The sequence below is a fragment of the Chryseobacterium sp. MYb7 genome, from assembly GCF_002979455.1.
GTDB lineage: Bacteria > Bacteroidota > Bacteroidia > Flavobacteriales > Weeksellaceae > Chryseobacterium.
Genome location: NZ_PCOU01000036.1, coordinates 33,971 through 50,217, shown reverse-complemented (window position 1 = coordinate 50,217; position 16,247 = coordinate 33,971). Strand labels below are relative to the sequence as shown.

Below are 16,247 nucleotides of genomic sequence, written 5' to 3'. Positions count from 1 at the left end.
TACAATAGCAGAAATATAATTCATCGTAATTAAGATGCTTCATGAACTATGTTCGTAAACCTTTAGTTTATGCTCAGTATGACACGGCTAATACTAAGTGCTAAAAAAATTTAAGCATTATCCTGTCATCTTACATCCTTTAAAACTATCATCAATAACCTTGGATTCCTACGAAATGACAAATGGAAATCTACCCATCTATTCTATAGGAATCAGGATTTTAAAACTCCTAATAGCTCTCCATTACTAACCCAGGAACACGAAACTCACAACTCGGATTATCAATCATCATTAGCTATTCAAAAAACTATTTCCTTACACAACCCCGCTTTACTCGAATAAATTCAATAAGTTTGTAGTAGTTTTCCAAAAATAATTATAATGTCAGGAAATATTCTGATCATCGATGATGAGATCAAACTCCTTAAACTATTAGGAATGATCCTTTCCCAAGAAAATTTTAATGTAAAAGAAGCTTCTACAGCACGTTCAGCAATGACGATGCTGGAGCAATATGAATTTGATGTTGTTCTTAGTGATGTTCGTCTTCCTGATGCTTTTGGGGTAGATTTGGTGAAATCTATTAAAACCAAATATCCACAGTTGGAGATTATCCTGATGACGGCATTTGGTAATATCACAGATGCTGTACAGGCTATGAAGAACGGAGCTTACGATTATCTGGTAAAAGGAGATGACAATGAGAAAATAATTCCTCTGGTATATAAAGCTCTTGAGAAAGTGAAAGATAATAAGTCAAGGATGGGGCAGCAGATTATCACGAAAGGCTTTGATCAAATCATTGGTAAATCACCTTTAATTTTGCAGGCAAAGAAGCTTGCTGAGAAAGTAGCTTTAACGGATGCAGCAGTTCTTCTTACCGGCGAGACAGGAACCGGAAAAGAGGTCTTTGCGAGTGCTATTCATGAGGGAAGTGACAGAAAGAAAAACAGTTTTGTGGCAATCAATTGTTCGGCATTTAGTAAGGAAATTTTGGAGAGCGAACTTTTTGGTCATAAGCAAGGTGCTTTTACGGGTGCTGTAAAAGATAAAAAAGGATTGATTGAAGAAGCTAACGGAGGAACTTTATTTCTGGATGAAATTGGTGAGATGCCGATTGAACTTCAGGCAAAGCTACTTAGAGTACTGGAGACGAGAGAATTTATCAAAATGGGAGAAACAAAAGTTTCAAGATCTGATTTCAGACTAATTGCAGCCACTAACAGGGATCTTGTGGAAGAAATAAAACAAGGGAATTTCAGAGAAGATCTTTATTTCAGACTGAATGTATTTGAGATCACTCTTCCTGCATTAAGAGAAAGAAAAGAAGACCTGAAAGCAATTGCCAAGCATTTTATAGATCTTTTTTCACATAAACTTCACTTGTCAGCTGTGCAGGTTGATCCAGATTATTATAAAGTTTTAGAGAAAAATGACTGGAAAGGAAATATCCGTGAGCTAAGAAATGCAGTGGAGCGAAGTTTGATTTTAATGGATAACAATATCCTTGATGCTGAAAGCCTTCCTCATTATTCTGAAAAAACAGTTCCGGAAAGTGATTCTTTAAGCATGCGTTCACTGGAAAAAATACATATCCAGAAAGTATTACAGTATACAAAAGGAAATAAAGCAGAAGCAGCCCGATTACTGGAGATTGGTATTGCTACGCTGTATCGGAAACTGGAAGAATACGGAGTAAAATAAATCTTTTATCATTTTAATAAAGAGCCTATCATTTTGATAGGCTTTTCTTGTTTTATGATTATTAGTAATTGTATTTATTATATTGTTATTCAGTGTTTTATATGTTTGTTTTTCTAAATGGACTTTCTTTTGGCATATAGTCTCTGAATAAAATATTTAAAAATGACAATTTCAAGAAAAACGTTTAAAAAACGGGAGCATTCGACTTTTAGTCTGCTGATTGTATCGTATGTATTATTTACTCTTTTAACCTTAATGATCAAGATATGATGCTTGTAAGTTTAATTCTGCTCTTTGCAGTACTATTTTGGCTTTTATATAAATCAGTTGAATTTTTTGATAGAATATAAATTATGTGGAGTTTATTTTTCCTCTCAATACTTGCCTTTGTGTATATCTGTTATGTTTTAATTAAACCTGAAAAATTTTAATTGGTCATGAATACAGAAATTTTAGGCATTATAGCAATGTTTGCTATTACATTAGTTATCGGAATATTTTTAGGTAAATATATAGCTAATGTCTACGGATACAAAAAAACTTTTCTAGATCCGGTTTTTGAACCCATTGAAAAGTTAATTTATAAAGTTTCGGGAATTAATCCCAATCGTCAGATGAATTGGAAACAGAATATGTATGCCATGCTGGCAATTAATCTGATTTGGTTCATCATTGGTTTTCTTCTTTTGCTGAATCAGGCATGGCTTCCTTTAAATCCTGACGGGAATCCAAACATGTCACCTGATCTGGCTTTTAATACTACCATTTCATTCTTAGTCAACTGTAATTTACAGCATTATTCGGGAGAAACCGGAGTAAGTTATCTGAGCCAGCTTTATCTGATGTTTTTACAGTTTGTAACGGCTGCAACAGGTATGGCTGCGATGGCGGTTCTTTTCAAAGCTTTTAAAGAAAAAACAAGTACAGAACTAGGAAATTTCTACGATTTTTTCACCAAATCAATGATCAGAATCCTGGTTCCGATAAGTGTAATTGTTGCTTTAATCCTTTCTATTAACGGAAGTCCTATGACTTTCGAAGGAAAAGATCATATCATCACATTGGAAGGACAGAAAGCTGATGTTTCCAGAGGCCCTGTATCTGCATTTGTTGCGATCAAGCATTTAGGAACTAATGGAGGTGGTTTTTTCGGAGCGAATTCAGCACATCCCCTTGAAAATCCTAATTATATGACCAATATGACAGAGATGGTTGCTCAGATGATCATCCCGTTTGCATTGGTTTTTGCGCTAGGTTTTTATCTGAATAAAAGAAAACTGTCATGGGTGATCTTTACCGTAATGACAGTCGGTTTTCTGGCGCTTACCATTCCGAATATCGTGAATGAGACCGGAGGAAATCCTTTAATTGCCAAAATGGGAGCAGATCACAGTCTGGGTGCTATGGAGGGTAAGGAAATCCGCTTTGGAAGCGCTGCTTCAGGATATTGGAGTATTGCAACAACGGTAATTTCTACAGGATCTGTAAATGCGATGCACGACAGTACAATGCCTCTTTCAGGGATGAATGAATTGCTTGCGATGATGATCAACTGCTTCTACGGAGGCTGTGGAGTCGGAATTCTAAACTATTTCATCTTTATCATTCTGGCGGTATTCATAAGCGGTTTGATGGTAGGGCGAACCCCGGAATTTATGGGCAAAAAGATTGAAGCCAAAGAAATGAAGATCGCGATGATTGTAGCTTTATTCCATCCTTTCTTAATTCTTGCAGGAACAGCTTTAACGGCTTATTTACCGGAATTTGGAACAAAAACATTGAATAATCCCGGTTTCCATGGTTTCAGTGAAATGCTTTATGAATTTACCTCTTCTGCAGCAAATAACGGATCCGGATTCGAAGGACTTGGAGATAATACCCCTTGGTGGAATATCTCAACAGGAATTGTGCTGTTACTATCAAGATTCATCCCGATTATAGGACCGGTAGCGATTGCAGGGCTGTTAGCACAAAAGAAATATATCCCTGAAAGCTCAGGAACACTGAAAACAGATACAGCTACCTTCGGATTTATGACCCTTGCGGTGATTCTACTGATTGCAGCACTGTCTTTCTTCCCTGCATTGACTTTAGGGCCTATCGCAGAGCAGATTGAGTATTTCTCTAAATAAAATGTGAACATTAAAAATTATAATCAATATTCAACCATTAAGGGAGCTGAAAAGTTGGAAGAAACCAGTCTGACACTTACTGAAACGTTCACTTATATTATCCATATCTATCCTTATTATTTGGCAGACCTTGATGGTGATTATTGATTTACAATGATATAAACTCTTTCAAAAAATGAAAAATCAGTCACAAACATTATTTCAAAGAGATTTGGTAAACGAAGCGATCAAACAGTCCTTCGTAAAGCTGAATCCGAAAATTATGTTTAAAAATCCAGTAATGTTCCTGGTGGAGATCGGAACCATTGTCATGTTTATCGTGAGCATGTTCAGCCTTACTGGTGATCAATCACAGGGAAGCTTTTCCTATAACTTTTTAGTATTTATTATTTTATTTTTCACCGTTCTGTTTGCCAATTTTGCAGAAGCTATTGCAGAGGCAAGAGGAAAAGCGCAGGCTGATACCCTTAGAAAAACAAGGGAAGAAACTCCAGCCAAATTAGTGCTTGATAATAAACCGGGATTTCAGGTAGAAACCGTTTTGAAAATGTCTGCTGAAATGACTTTAGGCGATATTTTCCTTTGTGAAGCCGGAGATCAGATTCCTATGGATGGGGAGATCATTGAAGGTTTGGCAACCATTGATGAGTCTGCAATCACAGGAGAAAGTGCACCGGTAATCCGTGAAGCAGGAGGAGATAAAAGCTCTGTAACCGGAGGTACAAAAGTACTTTCCGACAGAATAAAAGTAAAAGTAACCACAAAGCCGGGAGAATCCTTCCTGGATAAAATGATTGCCCTTGTAGAAGGAGCATCAAGACAGAAAACACCTAACGAAATCGCATTAACTATACTTTTAGCAGGATTTACACTTACATTTATTATTGTTACCCTCACTTTAAAGCCTTTTGCAGACTACGCGCAGACTCCGATTACTATTGCGGCATTTATATCTCTTTTCGTTTGTCTTATTCCGACAACTATCGGAGGTCTGCTTTCTGCAATCGGGATTGCGGGGATGGACAGAGCATTGAGAGCGAATGTGATTACCAAAAGTGGAAAAGCAGTAGAAACAGCAGGAGATATTGATGTTTTGCTGCTTGATAAAACAGGAACAATTACCATTGGAAACCGTAAGGCAACTCAATTTCATCCTTCTAATGGAATTCAGCTTGAAGAATTCATTAAAGCTTCTGCATTAAGTTCTGTAGCGGATGAAACACCGGAAGGAAAATCCATCATTGAACTGAGCGCTTTGAAATCTGAAGATTTATTGGTTCCTAATCCTACTTATATTGATTTTACAGCAGAAACCAGAACCTCAGGGATTGATTTTGACGACACAAGAATCCGTAAAGGAGCTTATGATACGATAAAAAAACTGACTGAAAAAGCCGGGAACATCTTCCCACAGGAAACTCAGGATGCGGTAACCAAAATAGCTGAAAACGGAGGAACTCCTTTGGTGGTATCGGTTAATGAAAAAGTATGGGGAGTGATAGAACTTCAGGATATCATCAAAACCGGAATCCAGGAACGTTTCCAGAGACTTAGAAAAATGGGGGTGAAAACGGTAATGGTAACCGGAGACAATCCTTTAACCGCAAAATTCATTGCGGAGAAAGCAGGAGTAGATGACTTTATTGCTGAAGCTAAGCCTGAAGACAAGATGAATTACATCAAAAAGGAACAGCAGGAAGGTAAACTGGTAGCCATGATGGGAGACGGAACCAATGATGCTCCGGCACTGGCTCAGGCCGATGTAGGAGTAGCGATGAACAGCGGAACGCAGGCTGCTAAAGAAGCCGGTAACATGGTAGATCTTGATAACGACCCGACAAAACTGATCGAAATTGTGGAAATTGGAAAACAGCTGCTGATGACACGAGGAACCTTGACGACTTTCAGTATTGCGAACGACGTAGCGAAGTATTTTGCCATTATTCCTGCACTCTTTATTACTTTTATTCCTTCCCTACAGAAGCTGAATATCATGAATCTTCACAGCCCTGAAACAGCCATATTATCAGCGGTTATTTTCAATGCGATTATTATTCCGTTCCTGATTCCGCTGGCGTTGAAAGGAGTGGCTTACAAACCGATTGGTGCAAGTGCATTATTGAGAAGAAACCTTTTGATTTACGGCCTTGGCGGGGTGATTGTTCCGTTCATCGGAATCAAAATCATTGATTTGGTAATCAGTTTATTCTATTAAAATTTAAAAAATGAAAAATCATATTGTTTCAGCATTCAGATTAACTCTTGTAATGTTGGTGGTTACAGGTATTTATCTGGCAGTTGTATACGCAGGTTCTAAAATACTTCCCAACAAAGGAAACGGAGAAATTGTTTACAATAAAGGGCAGAAGTTGTATGCCAATATCGGGCAGGAATTTAAATCTGAAAAATACTTCCATGGCCGTCCTTCTTCTGTCAATTATAATGCAGCAGGAAGTGGGGGAAGCAACAAAGGTCCAAGCAACAAGGAATATCTGGAAATTGTACAGAAAAGAATTGATACTTTAAAAATGGACAATCCTGACATGACAAATGTCAAAGTTCCTGTAGAATTGGTGACAGCAAGCGGAAGCGGGCTGGATCCGGATATTTCTGAGGAAGGAGCTTTGTATCAGGCAAAGAGAATTGCAAAAGTGAGAAACCTTTCACAAGAGCAAGTCAAAAACTTAATCAATAATCAAACTGAAAAGCCTTTCTTAGGACTTTTCGGACCATCAAAAGTAAATGTTCTGAAGCTTAATATTGCTTTGGATCAATTAAAATAATTCAATTCATACATGACAAAAAGAAGAATTGAAACTATTAAGATGATTGAAGGAGCTAAGCAATATTAAGAAAATCTATGATTTTAAAATATTTCTCATTTATAATTCGTTTGCAAATCCTTAACTTTTCTTTATAGCTAAATTCTTCTTAGTGTCTAAAAATAATATATAAAATAACGTGAAAAAATATTTAGTTATAGGTGCCGTATTGGGAATGTTTTTCTCAAAAGCCCAATCATCAGATTCATTGAAAATAGGAAATAAAGTAACATTTTCCGCTTATGCAGAACTCTTTTACACCTATGATTTTAATGAACCGGGCAATCATATGCGTCAAAACTTTTTATACTCATATAACAGGCATAATGAGATGAATCTTAATCTGGGATTGGTTAAAGCCAACTATCAGAGTGAAAATCTCCGTGCCAATGTAGCTTTAATGGCTGGAACTTATGCCCAGGATAATATGGCCGCTGAACAAAATGCACTGCGCTATGTCAACGAAGCCAATATTGGGATCAAAATTTCTAAAAATAAAAACCTGTGGATTGATGCAGGGATCATGCCGTCTCATATCGGCTGGGAAAGCGCTATAGGAAAAGATAACATCAACCTTACCCGAAGTTTTGCAGCGGAAAACTCTCCCTATTTTGAAACAGGTGCCAAAATTTCTTATACCTCAGATAATGGGAAGTGGTTTTTAAGCGGATTAGTATTGAATGGATGGCAAAGAATTGCAAAACCGGAAGGAAACCAGAGTATTTCTTTTGGGCATCAGGTGACTTATAAACCCAATGATAAAATTACTTTGAACAGCAGCTCGTTTATCGGGAATGATAAAGCAAAAGAAGATAAAAGAATGCGTTATTTTCATGATTTGTATGGAAGCTTTCAGCTGACAGATCACTTTTCTGCTGTATTGGGATTTGATATCGGTGCAGAGCAAAAATCAAAAGGAAGTGAGCAGTATAATATCTGGTACAGCCCGAATGTTCTGATGAAATATCAATTCGATAACAAGTGGGCGCTGGCAGGAAGATTAGAATATTACAATGATAAAAACGGAGTGATTATCAATACTGGAACTTCTAATGGATTTCAGACCTTCGGATATTCTCTCAATGTAGATTATGCGATCTTTAAAAATGTGGTTTTTCGTACAGAAGCTAGAGGTTTTACAGCTAAAGATGCCATTTTTGCGAAAAATGATGAATTTAAAAAAGGAAATTTCTTCATTACAACAAGTCTTGCAGCCTGGTTTTAATGATCAGCTTAACCACATTTAAAAGTGTTTAAAGTAAAATTAAAAAGAATAAAATCAATGTCATCAGCAAAAGATTTTTTAGAACTGATTCAAAAATCCCGTAAAGGAAAATTCAAAATTTATATAGGGATGAGTGCAGGCGTAGGAAAAACCTTCCGTATGCTTCAGGAAGCGCATTCTCTTTTGCGAAATGGCATTGATGTAAAAATTGGCTATATTGAAACCCATGGACGGGAAGAAACCGTAGCCCTTGCAGAAGGTCTTCCTGAAATTGAAAGGAAATCGGTCTTTTATAAAGGAAAGAATCTTGAAGAAATGGATCTTCAGGCTATCATCAATGAACATCCTGAAGTAGTTCTCGTAGATGAATTGGCGCATACCAACGTGGAAGGTTCCAAAAATAAAAAAAGATGGCAGGATGTGCTGGAAATCCTTGATAACGGGATCAATGTCATCAGTGCCATGAATATCCAGCATATTGAAAGCCTGAATGAAGAGGTAAAGAAAATCACAGGAGTAGAAGTAGCGGAACGTGTTCCCGATAAAATTCTGGCATTGGCAGATGAAGTGGTAAACATTGATCTTACCGCTGATGAATTGCTGACCCGGTTAAAAGAAGGAAAAATCTATAAAAAGGAAAAAATTCAGATCGCTCTGAGCAATTTTTTCCAAAGCGGGCATATTCTTCAGCTTCGTGAGCTGGCTTTAAAAGAAGTGGCTACCCATGTGGAAAGGAAGGTGGAAACTGAGATTAAAACTGAAAATTTTAAACCTATAAAATTTCTGGCCTGTATCAGCAGCAACGAGAAAATTGCCAAAACAATTATCCGTAAAACAGCTAGATTAGCCAGCTACTATAACAGTCCATGGACTGTTTTGTACATTCAGAAACCCTCAGAAAATCCGGAAAAAATTGCATTGGATAAGCAGCGGTATTTAATTAATAATTTTAATTTAGCACAGGAATTAGGTGCCAAAGTAGTCCGGATCAAAGAAAGCAGTGTTCATAACGGAATCCTGGAATATGTGATTGATCACAATATTACAACAGTCTGTATTGGGAAACCTCATGCCAGTTTCTGGCAGCGAATGTTGGGGTACAGCTGGATCTATACCCTGATGAACAGGCTGAATGAAAGACAGATAGATATTATTATTTTATCTTAGAAAGTAATGAAACTTAAAACGAAACTTACCTTAGGCGTTGGCCTTTTATTTCTGCTGATTGTTCTGCTTTCAGTAATAGGTTCTGTATATATCAATAAATTAAAATCCGATACTGAGAAAATTCTTACAGCTAATTACAACAGTCTGGAATTCTCTAAAAATATGCTTCTGGCGCTGGATAACATCAGTACAGACAGCACTGTTGCGGTAGCAGATTTTCAGAAGAATAACAAACTGCAGGAAAAGAACCTTACAGAATTTGGTGAAAAAGAAGCCACTCAGAATCTAAATCTGCATTTCAACAGCTATCTGAAAGCTCCTGATATCAATAAAGAAAAACTCATCCGTGAGGATCTTGCCAAGATTATGTCTTTGAATATGAAAGGTATAGAACGGAAAAGTGATATTGCGATTATTACAGCAGAAAATGCCACCTTTTGGATCGTAAGTTTAGGAACCGTATGCTTTCTGATTGCTTTTATTCTGCTTTTCAATTTACCACAAACCATTGCGGAGCCCATCAATCAGCTTACTTTCAGTATCAAACAGATTGCTGATAAAAACTATAATGAAAGAGTTCATTTCAAAGGAAGTGAAGAGTTCAGCAGTCTGGCAGATTCATTCAATACCATGGCGGAAAAACTTCAGGAGTACGAAAGCAGTACACTTTCTAAGCAGTTGATGGATAAAAAACGAATCGAAACGCTGGTTAATAACATGCATGATGCGGTGATTGGTCTGGATGAGAATCATTTCATCTACATGATTAATGATGAAGCATTGAAAATCACGAATCTCCATAAAGAAGATATTATTGGAAAAACAGCTCATGAAGTAGCTATCAACAATGATCTGATGCGTGAACTATTGAAAAATATAGACCATCCGGTAAAAGACCCTATCAAAATTGTCCGTGATAATAAAGAGAATTATTTTGAACAGGATATTGTTCCCATTAATATTGTAAAAACTGGCGAAAAGGAAAAAAAATATATCGGAAAGGTAATTTTGCTGAGAAATATTACTCCTTTTAAAGAACTGGATTTTGCGAAAACCAATTTTATTGCAACCATTTCCCATGAACTGAAAACCCCAATTTCAGCTATAAAAATGGGAGTTCAGCTTTTGGGAAACCAAAAGTTCGGAGAACTGAATGAGCAGCAGCAGGAATTGTTGAAAAGTATCAATGAAGACGGACAACGTTTATTGGATATCACCGGAGAATTGCTGAATCTTTCTCAGGTAGAATCCGGAAATATTAGACTGACCATTGAAAAATGTTCACCTAAAGAAATTGTACAGACCGCTGTAAAGAATGTTGAAAAATTGGCCGAGCAGAAAAATATTTCGATTAGTACAGAATATCTTCTGGAAGAAACTGATGCGGTAACCGCAGATTTTGATAAAACAGTCTGGGTCATGAATAATTTCCTGACCAATGCGGTGAAACATTCTTTTCAGGATGAAAATATTAAGATTGTGGTAGAAAAACTGGATTCATTTATTCAGTTCAGTATAATTGATACCGGAAGCGGAATTGATGAAAAATACCACCGCCAGATCTTTGACCGTTATTTTCAGGTTCCGGGAGAACATCAGAACGGAACAGGGCTGGGATTAGCCATTTCAAAAAACTTTATTGAAAAACAACACGGAGAAATAGGAGTGAAAAGCTCCCTGAATAATGGAAGTACATTTTACTTCAGATTGCCGGTTTCATAAGGATTATTTTATATTTGCCATAAAAATAGAAATGAGAAAAACTTTTGGGCTCTTATTATTTTCAGTTTTACTGAGTATTCAGCTTTCTGCACAGACTTTCACATTAGAGAAGCTTAATGAATTCAATAAACTTACCATGAATGAGTTTAAAAAAGAAATGAAACAGCTTCAGTTTCAATTTTATGACAGAACAGAAGGGCTTGGTTTCCTTTTAACTGAATATGATTCCCCTGACTACACCTCAAAAATCGGAAAGTTTGAATACAAAGAAGAAAAATCAGAAAACAGAATTGAATTTGAGTTTAAAGATAAAAAAGAATATGATCAATATCTTAAGCTGATATTGACGGCAGGATATAAAGAAACTGAAAAAGGAAAGATTATCACCAAAGAATCCTATGCAGATTATTACAAGAATAAAGAGCATATCAGGTTGATTTTACCTAAAGCGGGACAGAAAAATCCGTATACGATTATTGTTTTCAAGTAAAATATGAATTTTAAGATATATTCAAAATATTAAAAAGGCTGTGAAATAGATCACAGCCTTTTTACATAAATATTGGGTAAGTTTAATACTTAATAAACTTCTGTACCATTACTTTATCTTTCGCGAAAGCTTTTAGAATATAGTTTCCTTTAGAAAGTTCTGAAACAGAGATTGAGTTTTCTTTTACATTTATTGAACTGATAATTCTTCCGGCTGCATCATAGATTTCAGCTTTTACAATTTCATTTTTAGATTGAATATTTAAAACATCTTTTACCGGATTAGGATAGATCGAAATAATAGCGTTTTGTTTACTCGTTTCTGCTGTTGCTAATACATTTTGAACACTTGTTGTGTATGTATTGGTAACAATCGGATGGTTGTAATCGAAGTAAATATTGGCTGTATTACTGAAGCTGTTGCCAATAGTTAAGGTAGATTTTGTTTTAATCTTAAATGAAACATATCCGTCATTATTGGCATCATCAAAAGGCAGTTGGATGTTTTCAAAGATGAATTCTACTGTATTCGGATTTGTAATTCTTGTAACAAAATTATGACTTCCGTTTAACGCTACTAGGGAAGAAATATCAAATTTAGTTGTGTCAATTTCATCTTTCACCACAATATTCTTTGCGTTTGCTGTTCCTGTATTTTCAAATCTGATCAGGTAATGTACATAGTCTCCCACCTGAGTTTGAGAAATGGAAGTTCCTTCCAGACAGGTTTTATCATTCGGATCAAAAGAATTGACAACAGTTTGGTTCAATGTGAAGGTATTGTCAGCAGGCGTTTCATCAGTAGCTCCAATGATTTGTGCTGTGTAATGTAAAATATCACCTCCATTTAAAGCTGGAGTTTGTGTTGGTGTATTTAATTTCAAAGTTACTGTGATCTCTTTCTGTTGTAAAGGAAGAAGATTGGTGAAATTCCATGTTAAAATTCCTGTGGATTGAGTATCGGGAGAAACGGTTGCATTCAGGAAATTCATCAGGTTATCATTGAAATTGAAAACAACATTTCCTGATTGGGCAACTGTTCCCTTATTTTTGTAAATAATTTTGTATTTTGTATCAAATCCCGGAACGGCAGCTGTAGTAGGAATAATTAAGACTTCAAGATCATTATGGGTTCCGTTCGATGTTAAGCAGAAATTTTGAGTCAATGGACTTGCTTGGGATGGGAAATTTACTGTCAAAGAACTTGGTGAAATTGTCCAATAGGCAGGATTTTCTAAAATGGGAGTTAGTGTATGGGTTCCGGCTCCTACAGCAATAGAATGATTTCCAGAATTGTTAGCAATAAAAGTTGCTGATACAGATCCATTAGTAATATTAAATTGCTGCAATACTTTATTTAAATCATTGGAGTCACATCCATTCCCATTACTATCATATTTTGTATTTCCTTGAATTGTATAAGAACTACCACCCGGAGTAAAAGAACAGTAAGAATTAATTACAACAGCAGAATTAATTCCGTTATAGTTAGCGTAATACGCGAAATTATCAATTTGATTCGGATCACAACAAATATACTTTAATAAATTATTAAAGCTAAAGTTACACATATGAGCTTGTAATGCTCCATTTTTTGCAAAAAGAAATTTTAAATTATTGGAGCTGCAATTTATGCTTGTTAAAAGTGGATTATGAGTAATATCCAAAGTCTGTAAATTATTATCTCCGCAACCTAAACTGTTTAATTTTGATAACATTGAAAGATCTAAGGTTGTGAGGCTATTATTAGTACAATTTAATGACATTAATAGAAGAGAGGATTGTAAATTGAGATTTTGCAGCATATTTGATGAGCAATTAAGTACTTTCAGAGCAGGAGTATTTTGGAGATTAAGATTAGTAATATTGTTGAATCCACACTCTAAGCTTTCTAAAAGATTGTGATTGCTTACATTCAATGATGTTAATATATTATTATTTATATTAAAATCTACCAGATTATTAAGTGTACTGATATCTATGTTAGATAATTTATTATTATTTATATGTAAAATATTAATATTTGAACTATTAGTTAGTTGCATACTTTGCAAATTAGACCCATATGAACAATATACATTTTTTAATTCAGGCAGGTTCTGGAGATTTAAAGAAGGTAAAGCGTAGAGTTTTGTAAGCTGTACTTCATTCAGCATATTACAACCCTGTAAATTCAGGCTTGTTAAAATATCCATTTCCTCAAGACGTACATTTTTAAGAGTAGGTTTGTTGCTTAGATCCAAGGAAACAATAGGAGCCTTAAACATCATTACGGTTTCCAAATTCGGGAGATTTTGAAAGGTCATACTAAACGGATTTGAACTTACACCCACAACAATATTTTTAAGAGATGTACTTTGTATATCCAATGCAGTAAAGCCATGGTTAGAAATATCTAAATTCTTTAATTTTGGACAATTTTGAATACCAAGAGAAGTAACACCATTGTTGTTTACAACTAATTTTTCCAGATTAGGAAGGCTTAAATTGATGTTGGTAAGATTGTTTCTGTTAAGATCTAAAGAAATTAGATTAATAAAACTTTCAATTCCTGAAAGATTTGACATATAATTTGTATTCGGAGAAGATGATAAATCCAGATAACTAAGATTTATTGCTTCAGATACTTGAATTTGTCCATCATTATTCAGATCAACCTTAGTCCATGCTCCGGCCAAATTTTTAGCTATTTGATTCGTATTGCTGGTAGCACTAAGTAATTTTGCCATAAAATTGGCATCAGGAATATTAACAATTTGTGCCTGAAATAAGGCAAAAAATATCATAGAGATAATTAAGTAGAGTTTTTTCATGGGTTAGTTTAGTAGCTTATTTAATTAAAAAAGCAAAAGTAAACCATTAAGAGAAATATCTTAATGGTTTACTAAATAATTATTAATAATATTTATTGTTTCTCAATCAAATCCAGGAACTGCTGTTCATCCAGGATTTCAATAGTTCCGATATCCTGAGCTTTTTTCAGCTTACTTCCTGCTTTTTCACCTACCACAAGGTAGTTAAGGTTTTTCGAAACGGCAGAAATATTTTTCCCGCCATGCTTTTCTACCATTTCTTCAGCAGATTCTCTCGTAAATAAAGACAATTTTCCGGTGAAAAGAAATGTTTTTCCCTCTAAAACATTGGATAAAACTTCATTTGTACTTTCTCCTTTTTCAAGTTGTACTCCGTAAGATTTCAAGCGCTCGATCATCAATAGATTTTCCGAATTCTGGAAAAACTCTACAATACTTACCGCAATTTTCGCCCCGATATCTTCTACCTGGCAAAGCTCTTCTGTAGTAGCATTTTTCAATTCTTCAATCGTTGGAAAGTTTTTTACCAGTTTTTTGGCAACGGTTTCTCCTACATGCTTGATCCCGATTCCATATAGTACTTTCTCAAAAGGAATTTCTTTGGATTTTTCGATTCCTGTAATGATGTTTTGAGCAGATTTCTCAGCCATTCTTTCTAGTGGAAGAAGCTGTTCTTTCGTTAAAACATAAAAGTCAGCAGGATTTTCAATCAGTTTTTCTCTGTAGAGCTGTTCTATGGTTTCACTTCCAAGGTTGTCAATATTTAAAGCTTTTCTGGAAACATAGTGAATCATTCTTCCTACTACCTGTGGCGGACAGTGAAGTTCGTTCGGACAGAAATGAATCGCCTGATCTTCAATTTTTACCAGTTCAGTACCGCATTCAGGGCAATGTTTGATGTATTCTATTTCTTTGCTTTCCTCTGTTCTTTTATCCGTATTTACCCCAACAATTTTCGGAATAATTTCACCTCCTTTTTCTACATACACAAAATCATTCTCATGAAGATCCAGTTTCTTGATGATATCCTCATTATGAAGAGAAGCTCTTTTTACAATTGTTCCGGCCAGCAAAACAGGTTTAAGGTTGGCAACAGGAGTGATAGCACCTGTTCTTCCCACCTGATAAGACACACTTTGAAGCTCTGTCTCTACTTTTTCCGCTTTAAATTTATAAGCCATTGCCCAACGTGGAGATTTGGCTGTATAACCAAGCTGTCTCTGCTGCTGTAATGAATTCACTTTTAAAACGATACCGTCAATTTCAAAAGGAAGGTTATGGCGCTCTGTATCCCAGAACGTAATAAATTCCTGTACTTCAGCCATCGTTTTACATAATTTGGCCTGCTGTGAGGTTTTGAAGCCCCAGCCCTGAGCTTTCTGAAGCAATTCCCAATGCGTTTCTGCAGGAATATCCTCGGAGATAAACTGATACAGTACAGAAGAAAGTGCACGTTTTCTTACCTCAGCGCTGTCCTGCATTTTCAAACTTCCGCTGGCTGTGTTTCTTGGATTCATGAAAGGATCTAGTCCTTCTTCCTCACGCAGTACATTCAGTTTATCAAAGTTTTTTCTGGTCAGATAAATTTCACCACGCATAAAAAAATGAGCTGGGAAATCACCCTTTAAAGTCAAAGGAATATCTGAAATGGTTCTTACATTCGGGGTAATCTCATCTCCCTGAAAACCATCGCCACGGGTAACAGCCTGCGACAGCTTTCCGTTTTCATAAAGGATGGAAATAGAAGCACCATCATATTTCAGCTCAGCAACAAATTCTACAGGATCGTCAATGGTTTTGATGATTCTCTTTTCCCAGTCTTCCAGATCGTCAAAATCATAGGAATTATCCAGTGAATACATTCTGAATTTATGCTGGATTGTAGGGAAAACCTTGGTAACACCGCCACCTACACGTACTGATGGAGAGTTTTCATCATAAAATTCGGGGTACCTGGCTTCCAGATCCTGAAGTTCTTCCAGAAGCATATCGAATTCAAAATCCGAAATGGTGGGAGTATCCAGTAGGTAATAGTTTTCGTTATGCTGGTGAAGCTCTTTGCGGAGCTGTTCTATCTTTTGTTGAATGTTTTCAGACATTGCTTTTCTATCTTTTGAGCAAAAATAACTAAAGTAATCACATTTAAAAAATAACAGAATAAAATAGTACAGGA

Annotated in this window: 12 protein-coding genes; 10 read left to right on the top strand and 2 right to left on the bottom strand. The window is 35.8% G+C overall.

Annotated elements, in window-relative coordinates; translation table 11 throughout:
- The first annotated feature begins 381 nt into the window (after positions 1 to 381).
- The 10 genes from CQ046_RS21415 to CQ046_RS21375 all read left to right on the top strand — a co-directional run bounded on the left by CQ046_RS21415 (position 382) and on the right by CQ046_RS21375 (position 11,262).
- A complete protein-coding gene (locus tag CQ046_RS21415; protein WP_105704221.1) occupies positions 382 to 1,704 on the top strand; it encodes a sigma-54-dependent transcriptional regulator in 1,323 nt (440 codons plus the stop codon).
- Positions 1,705 to 2,057: 353 nt separating this feature from the next.
- Positions 2,058 to 2,135: a potassium-transporting ATPase subunit F gene (locus tag CQ046_RS24085; RefSeq protein ID WP_077415921.1), complete on the top strand. Its 78-nt coding sequence runs from the start codon at positions 2,058 to 2,060 to the stop codon at positions 2,133 to 2,135.
- A 6-nt stretch (positions 2,136 to 2,141) separates the two neighbouring features.
- Positions 2,142 to 3,836 carry a potassium-transporting ATPase subunit KdpA gene (gene kdpA / locus CQ046_RS21405; RefSeq protein WP_105704220.1) on the top strand — a complete coding sequence of 565 codons (1,695 nt, stop codon included), beginning with the start codon at positions 2,142 to 2,144 and terminating at the stop codon, positions 3,834 to 3,836.
- Positions 3,837 to 3,839: 3 nt separating this feature from the next.
- Positions 3,840 to 3,983, top strand: coding sequence for a hypothetical protein (locus tag CQ046_RS23740; RefSeq protein ID WP_165790572.1), 144 nt, complete (start codon positions 3,840 to 3,842; stop codon positions 3,981 to 3,983).
- Positions 3,984 to 4,011: 28 nt separating this feature from the next.
- Positions 4,012 to 6,051: a potassium-transporting ATPase subunit KdpB gene (gene kdpB / locus CQ046_RS21400; protein WP_105704219.1), complete on the top strand. Its 2,040-nt coding sequence runs from the start codon at positions 4,012 to 4,014 to the stop codon at positions 6,049 to 6,051.
- A gap of 10 nt (positions 6,052 to 6,061) precedes the next feature.
- Complete coding sequence (gene kdpC, locus CQ046_RS21395) at positions 6,062 to 6,619, top strand: potassium-transporting ATPase subunit KdpC (protein ID WP_105704218.1); 558 nt, start codon at positions 6,062 to 6,064, stop codon at positions 6,617 to 6,619.
- 214 nt (positions 6,620 to 6,833) lie between these two features.
- A complete protein-coding gene (locus CQ046_RS21390; RefSeq protein WP_105704217.1) occupies positions 6,834 to 7,883 on the top strand; it encodes a porin in 1,050 nt (349 codons plus the stop codon).
- 57 nt (positions 7,884 to 7,940) lie between these two features.
- Entirely contained in the window at positions 7,941 to 9,050 is a 1,110-nt protein-coding gene (locus CQ046_RS21385; RefSeq protein WP_105704216.1) for a histidine kinase, read from the top strand.
- A gap of 6 nt (positions 9,051 to 9,056) precedes the next feature.
- A complete protein-coding gene (locus CQ046_RS21380) occupies positions 9,057 to 10,772 on the top strand; it encodes an ATP-binding protein (protein ID WP_105704215.1) in 1,716 nt (571 codons plus the stop codon).
- A 31-nt stretch (positions 10,773 to 10,803) separates the two neighbouring features.
- On the top strand, positions 10,804 to 11,262 hold the full coding sequence (locus CQ046_RS21375; protein ID WP_105704214.1) for a hypothetical protein: 459 nt from the start codon (positions 10,804 to 10,806) through the stop codon (positions 11,260 to 11,262).
- 82 nt (positions 11,263 to 11,344) lie between these two features.
- On the opposite strand, the gene CQ046_RS21370 is transcribed toward CQ046_RS21375, so the two are convergent.
- Both CQ046_RS21370 and ligA read right to left on the bottom strand, forming a co-directional pair.
- Positions 11,345 to 14,074 carry a T9SS type A sorting domain-containing protein gene (locus CQ046_RS21370; protein ID WP_105704213.1) on the bottom strand — a complete coding sequence of 910 codons (2,730 nt, stop codon included), beginning with the start codon at positions 14,072 to 14,074 and terminating at the stop codon, positions 11,345 to 11,347.
- 92 nt (positions 14,075 to 14,166) lie between these two features.
- A complete protein-coding gene (ligA, locus tag CQ046_RS21365; RefSeq protein ID WP_105704212.1) occupies positions 14,167 to 16,173 on the bottom strand; it encodes an NAD-dependent DNA ligase LigA in 2,007 nt (668 codons plus the stop codon).
- Positions 16,174 to 16,247 lie beyond the last annotated feature (74 nt).

Excerpts from the sequence above, each read along its gene's own strand:
- CQ046_RS21415 (WP_105704221.1), top strand. The coding sequence starts at position 382 with ATGTCAGGAAATATTCTGATCATCGATGATGAGATCAAACTCCTTAAA.
- CQ046_RS24085 (WP_077415921.1), top strand. The coding sequence starts at position 2,058 with ATGTGGAGTTTATTTTTCCTCTCAATACTTGCCTTTGTGTATATCTGT.
- kdpA (WP_105704220.1), top strand. The coding sequence starts at position 2,142 with ATGAATACAGAAATTTTAGGCATTATAGCAATGTTTGCTATTACATTA.
- kdpB (WP_105704219.1), top strand. The coding sequence starts at position 4,012 with ATGAAAAATCAGTCACAAACATTATTTCAAAGAGATTTGGTAAACGAA.
- kdpC (WP_105704218.1), top strand. The coding sequence starts at position 6,062 with ATGAAAAATCATATTGTTTCAGCATTCAGATTAACTCTTGTAATGTTG.
- CQ046_RS21390 (WP_105704217.1), top strand. The coding sequence starts at position 6,834 with ATGTTTTTCTCAAAAGCCCAATCATCAGATTCATTGAAAATAGGAAAT.
- CQ046_RS21385 (WP_105704216.1), top strand. The coding sequence starts at position 7,941 with ATGTCATCAGCAAAAGATTTTTTAGAACTGATTCAAAAATCCCGTAAA.
- CQ046_RS21380 (WP_105704215.1), top strand. The coding sequence starts at position 9,057 with ATGAAACTTAAAACGAAACTTACCTTAGGCGTTGGCCTTTTATTTCTG.
- CQ046_RS21375 (WP_105704214.1), top strand. The coding sequence starts at position 10,804 with ATGAGAAAAACTTTTGGGCTCTTATTATTTTCAGTTTTACTGAGTATT.
- CQ046_RS21370 (WP_105704213.1), bottom strand. The coding sequence starts at position 14,074 with ATGAAAAAACTCTACTTAATTATCTCTATGATATTTTTTGCCTTATTT.
- ligA (WP_105704212.1), bottom strand. The coding sequence starts at position 16,173 with ATGTCTGAAAACATTCAACAAAAGATAGAACAGCTCCGCAAAGAGCTT.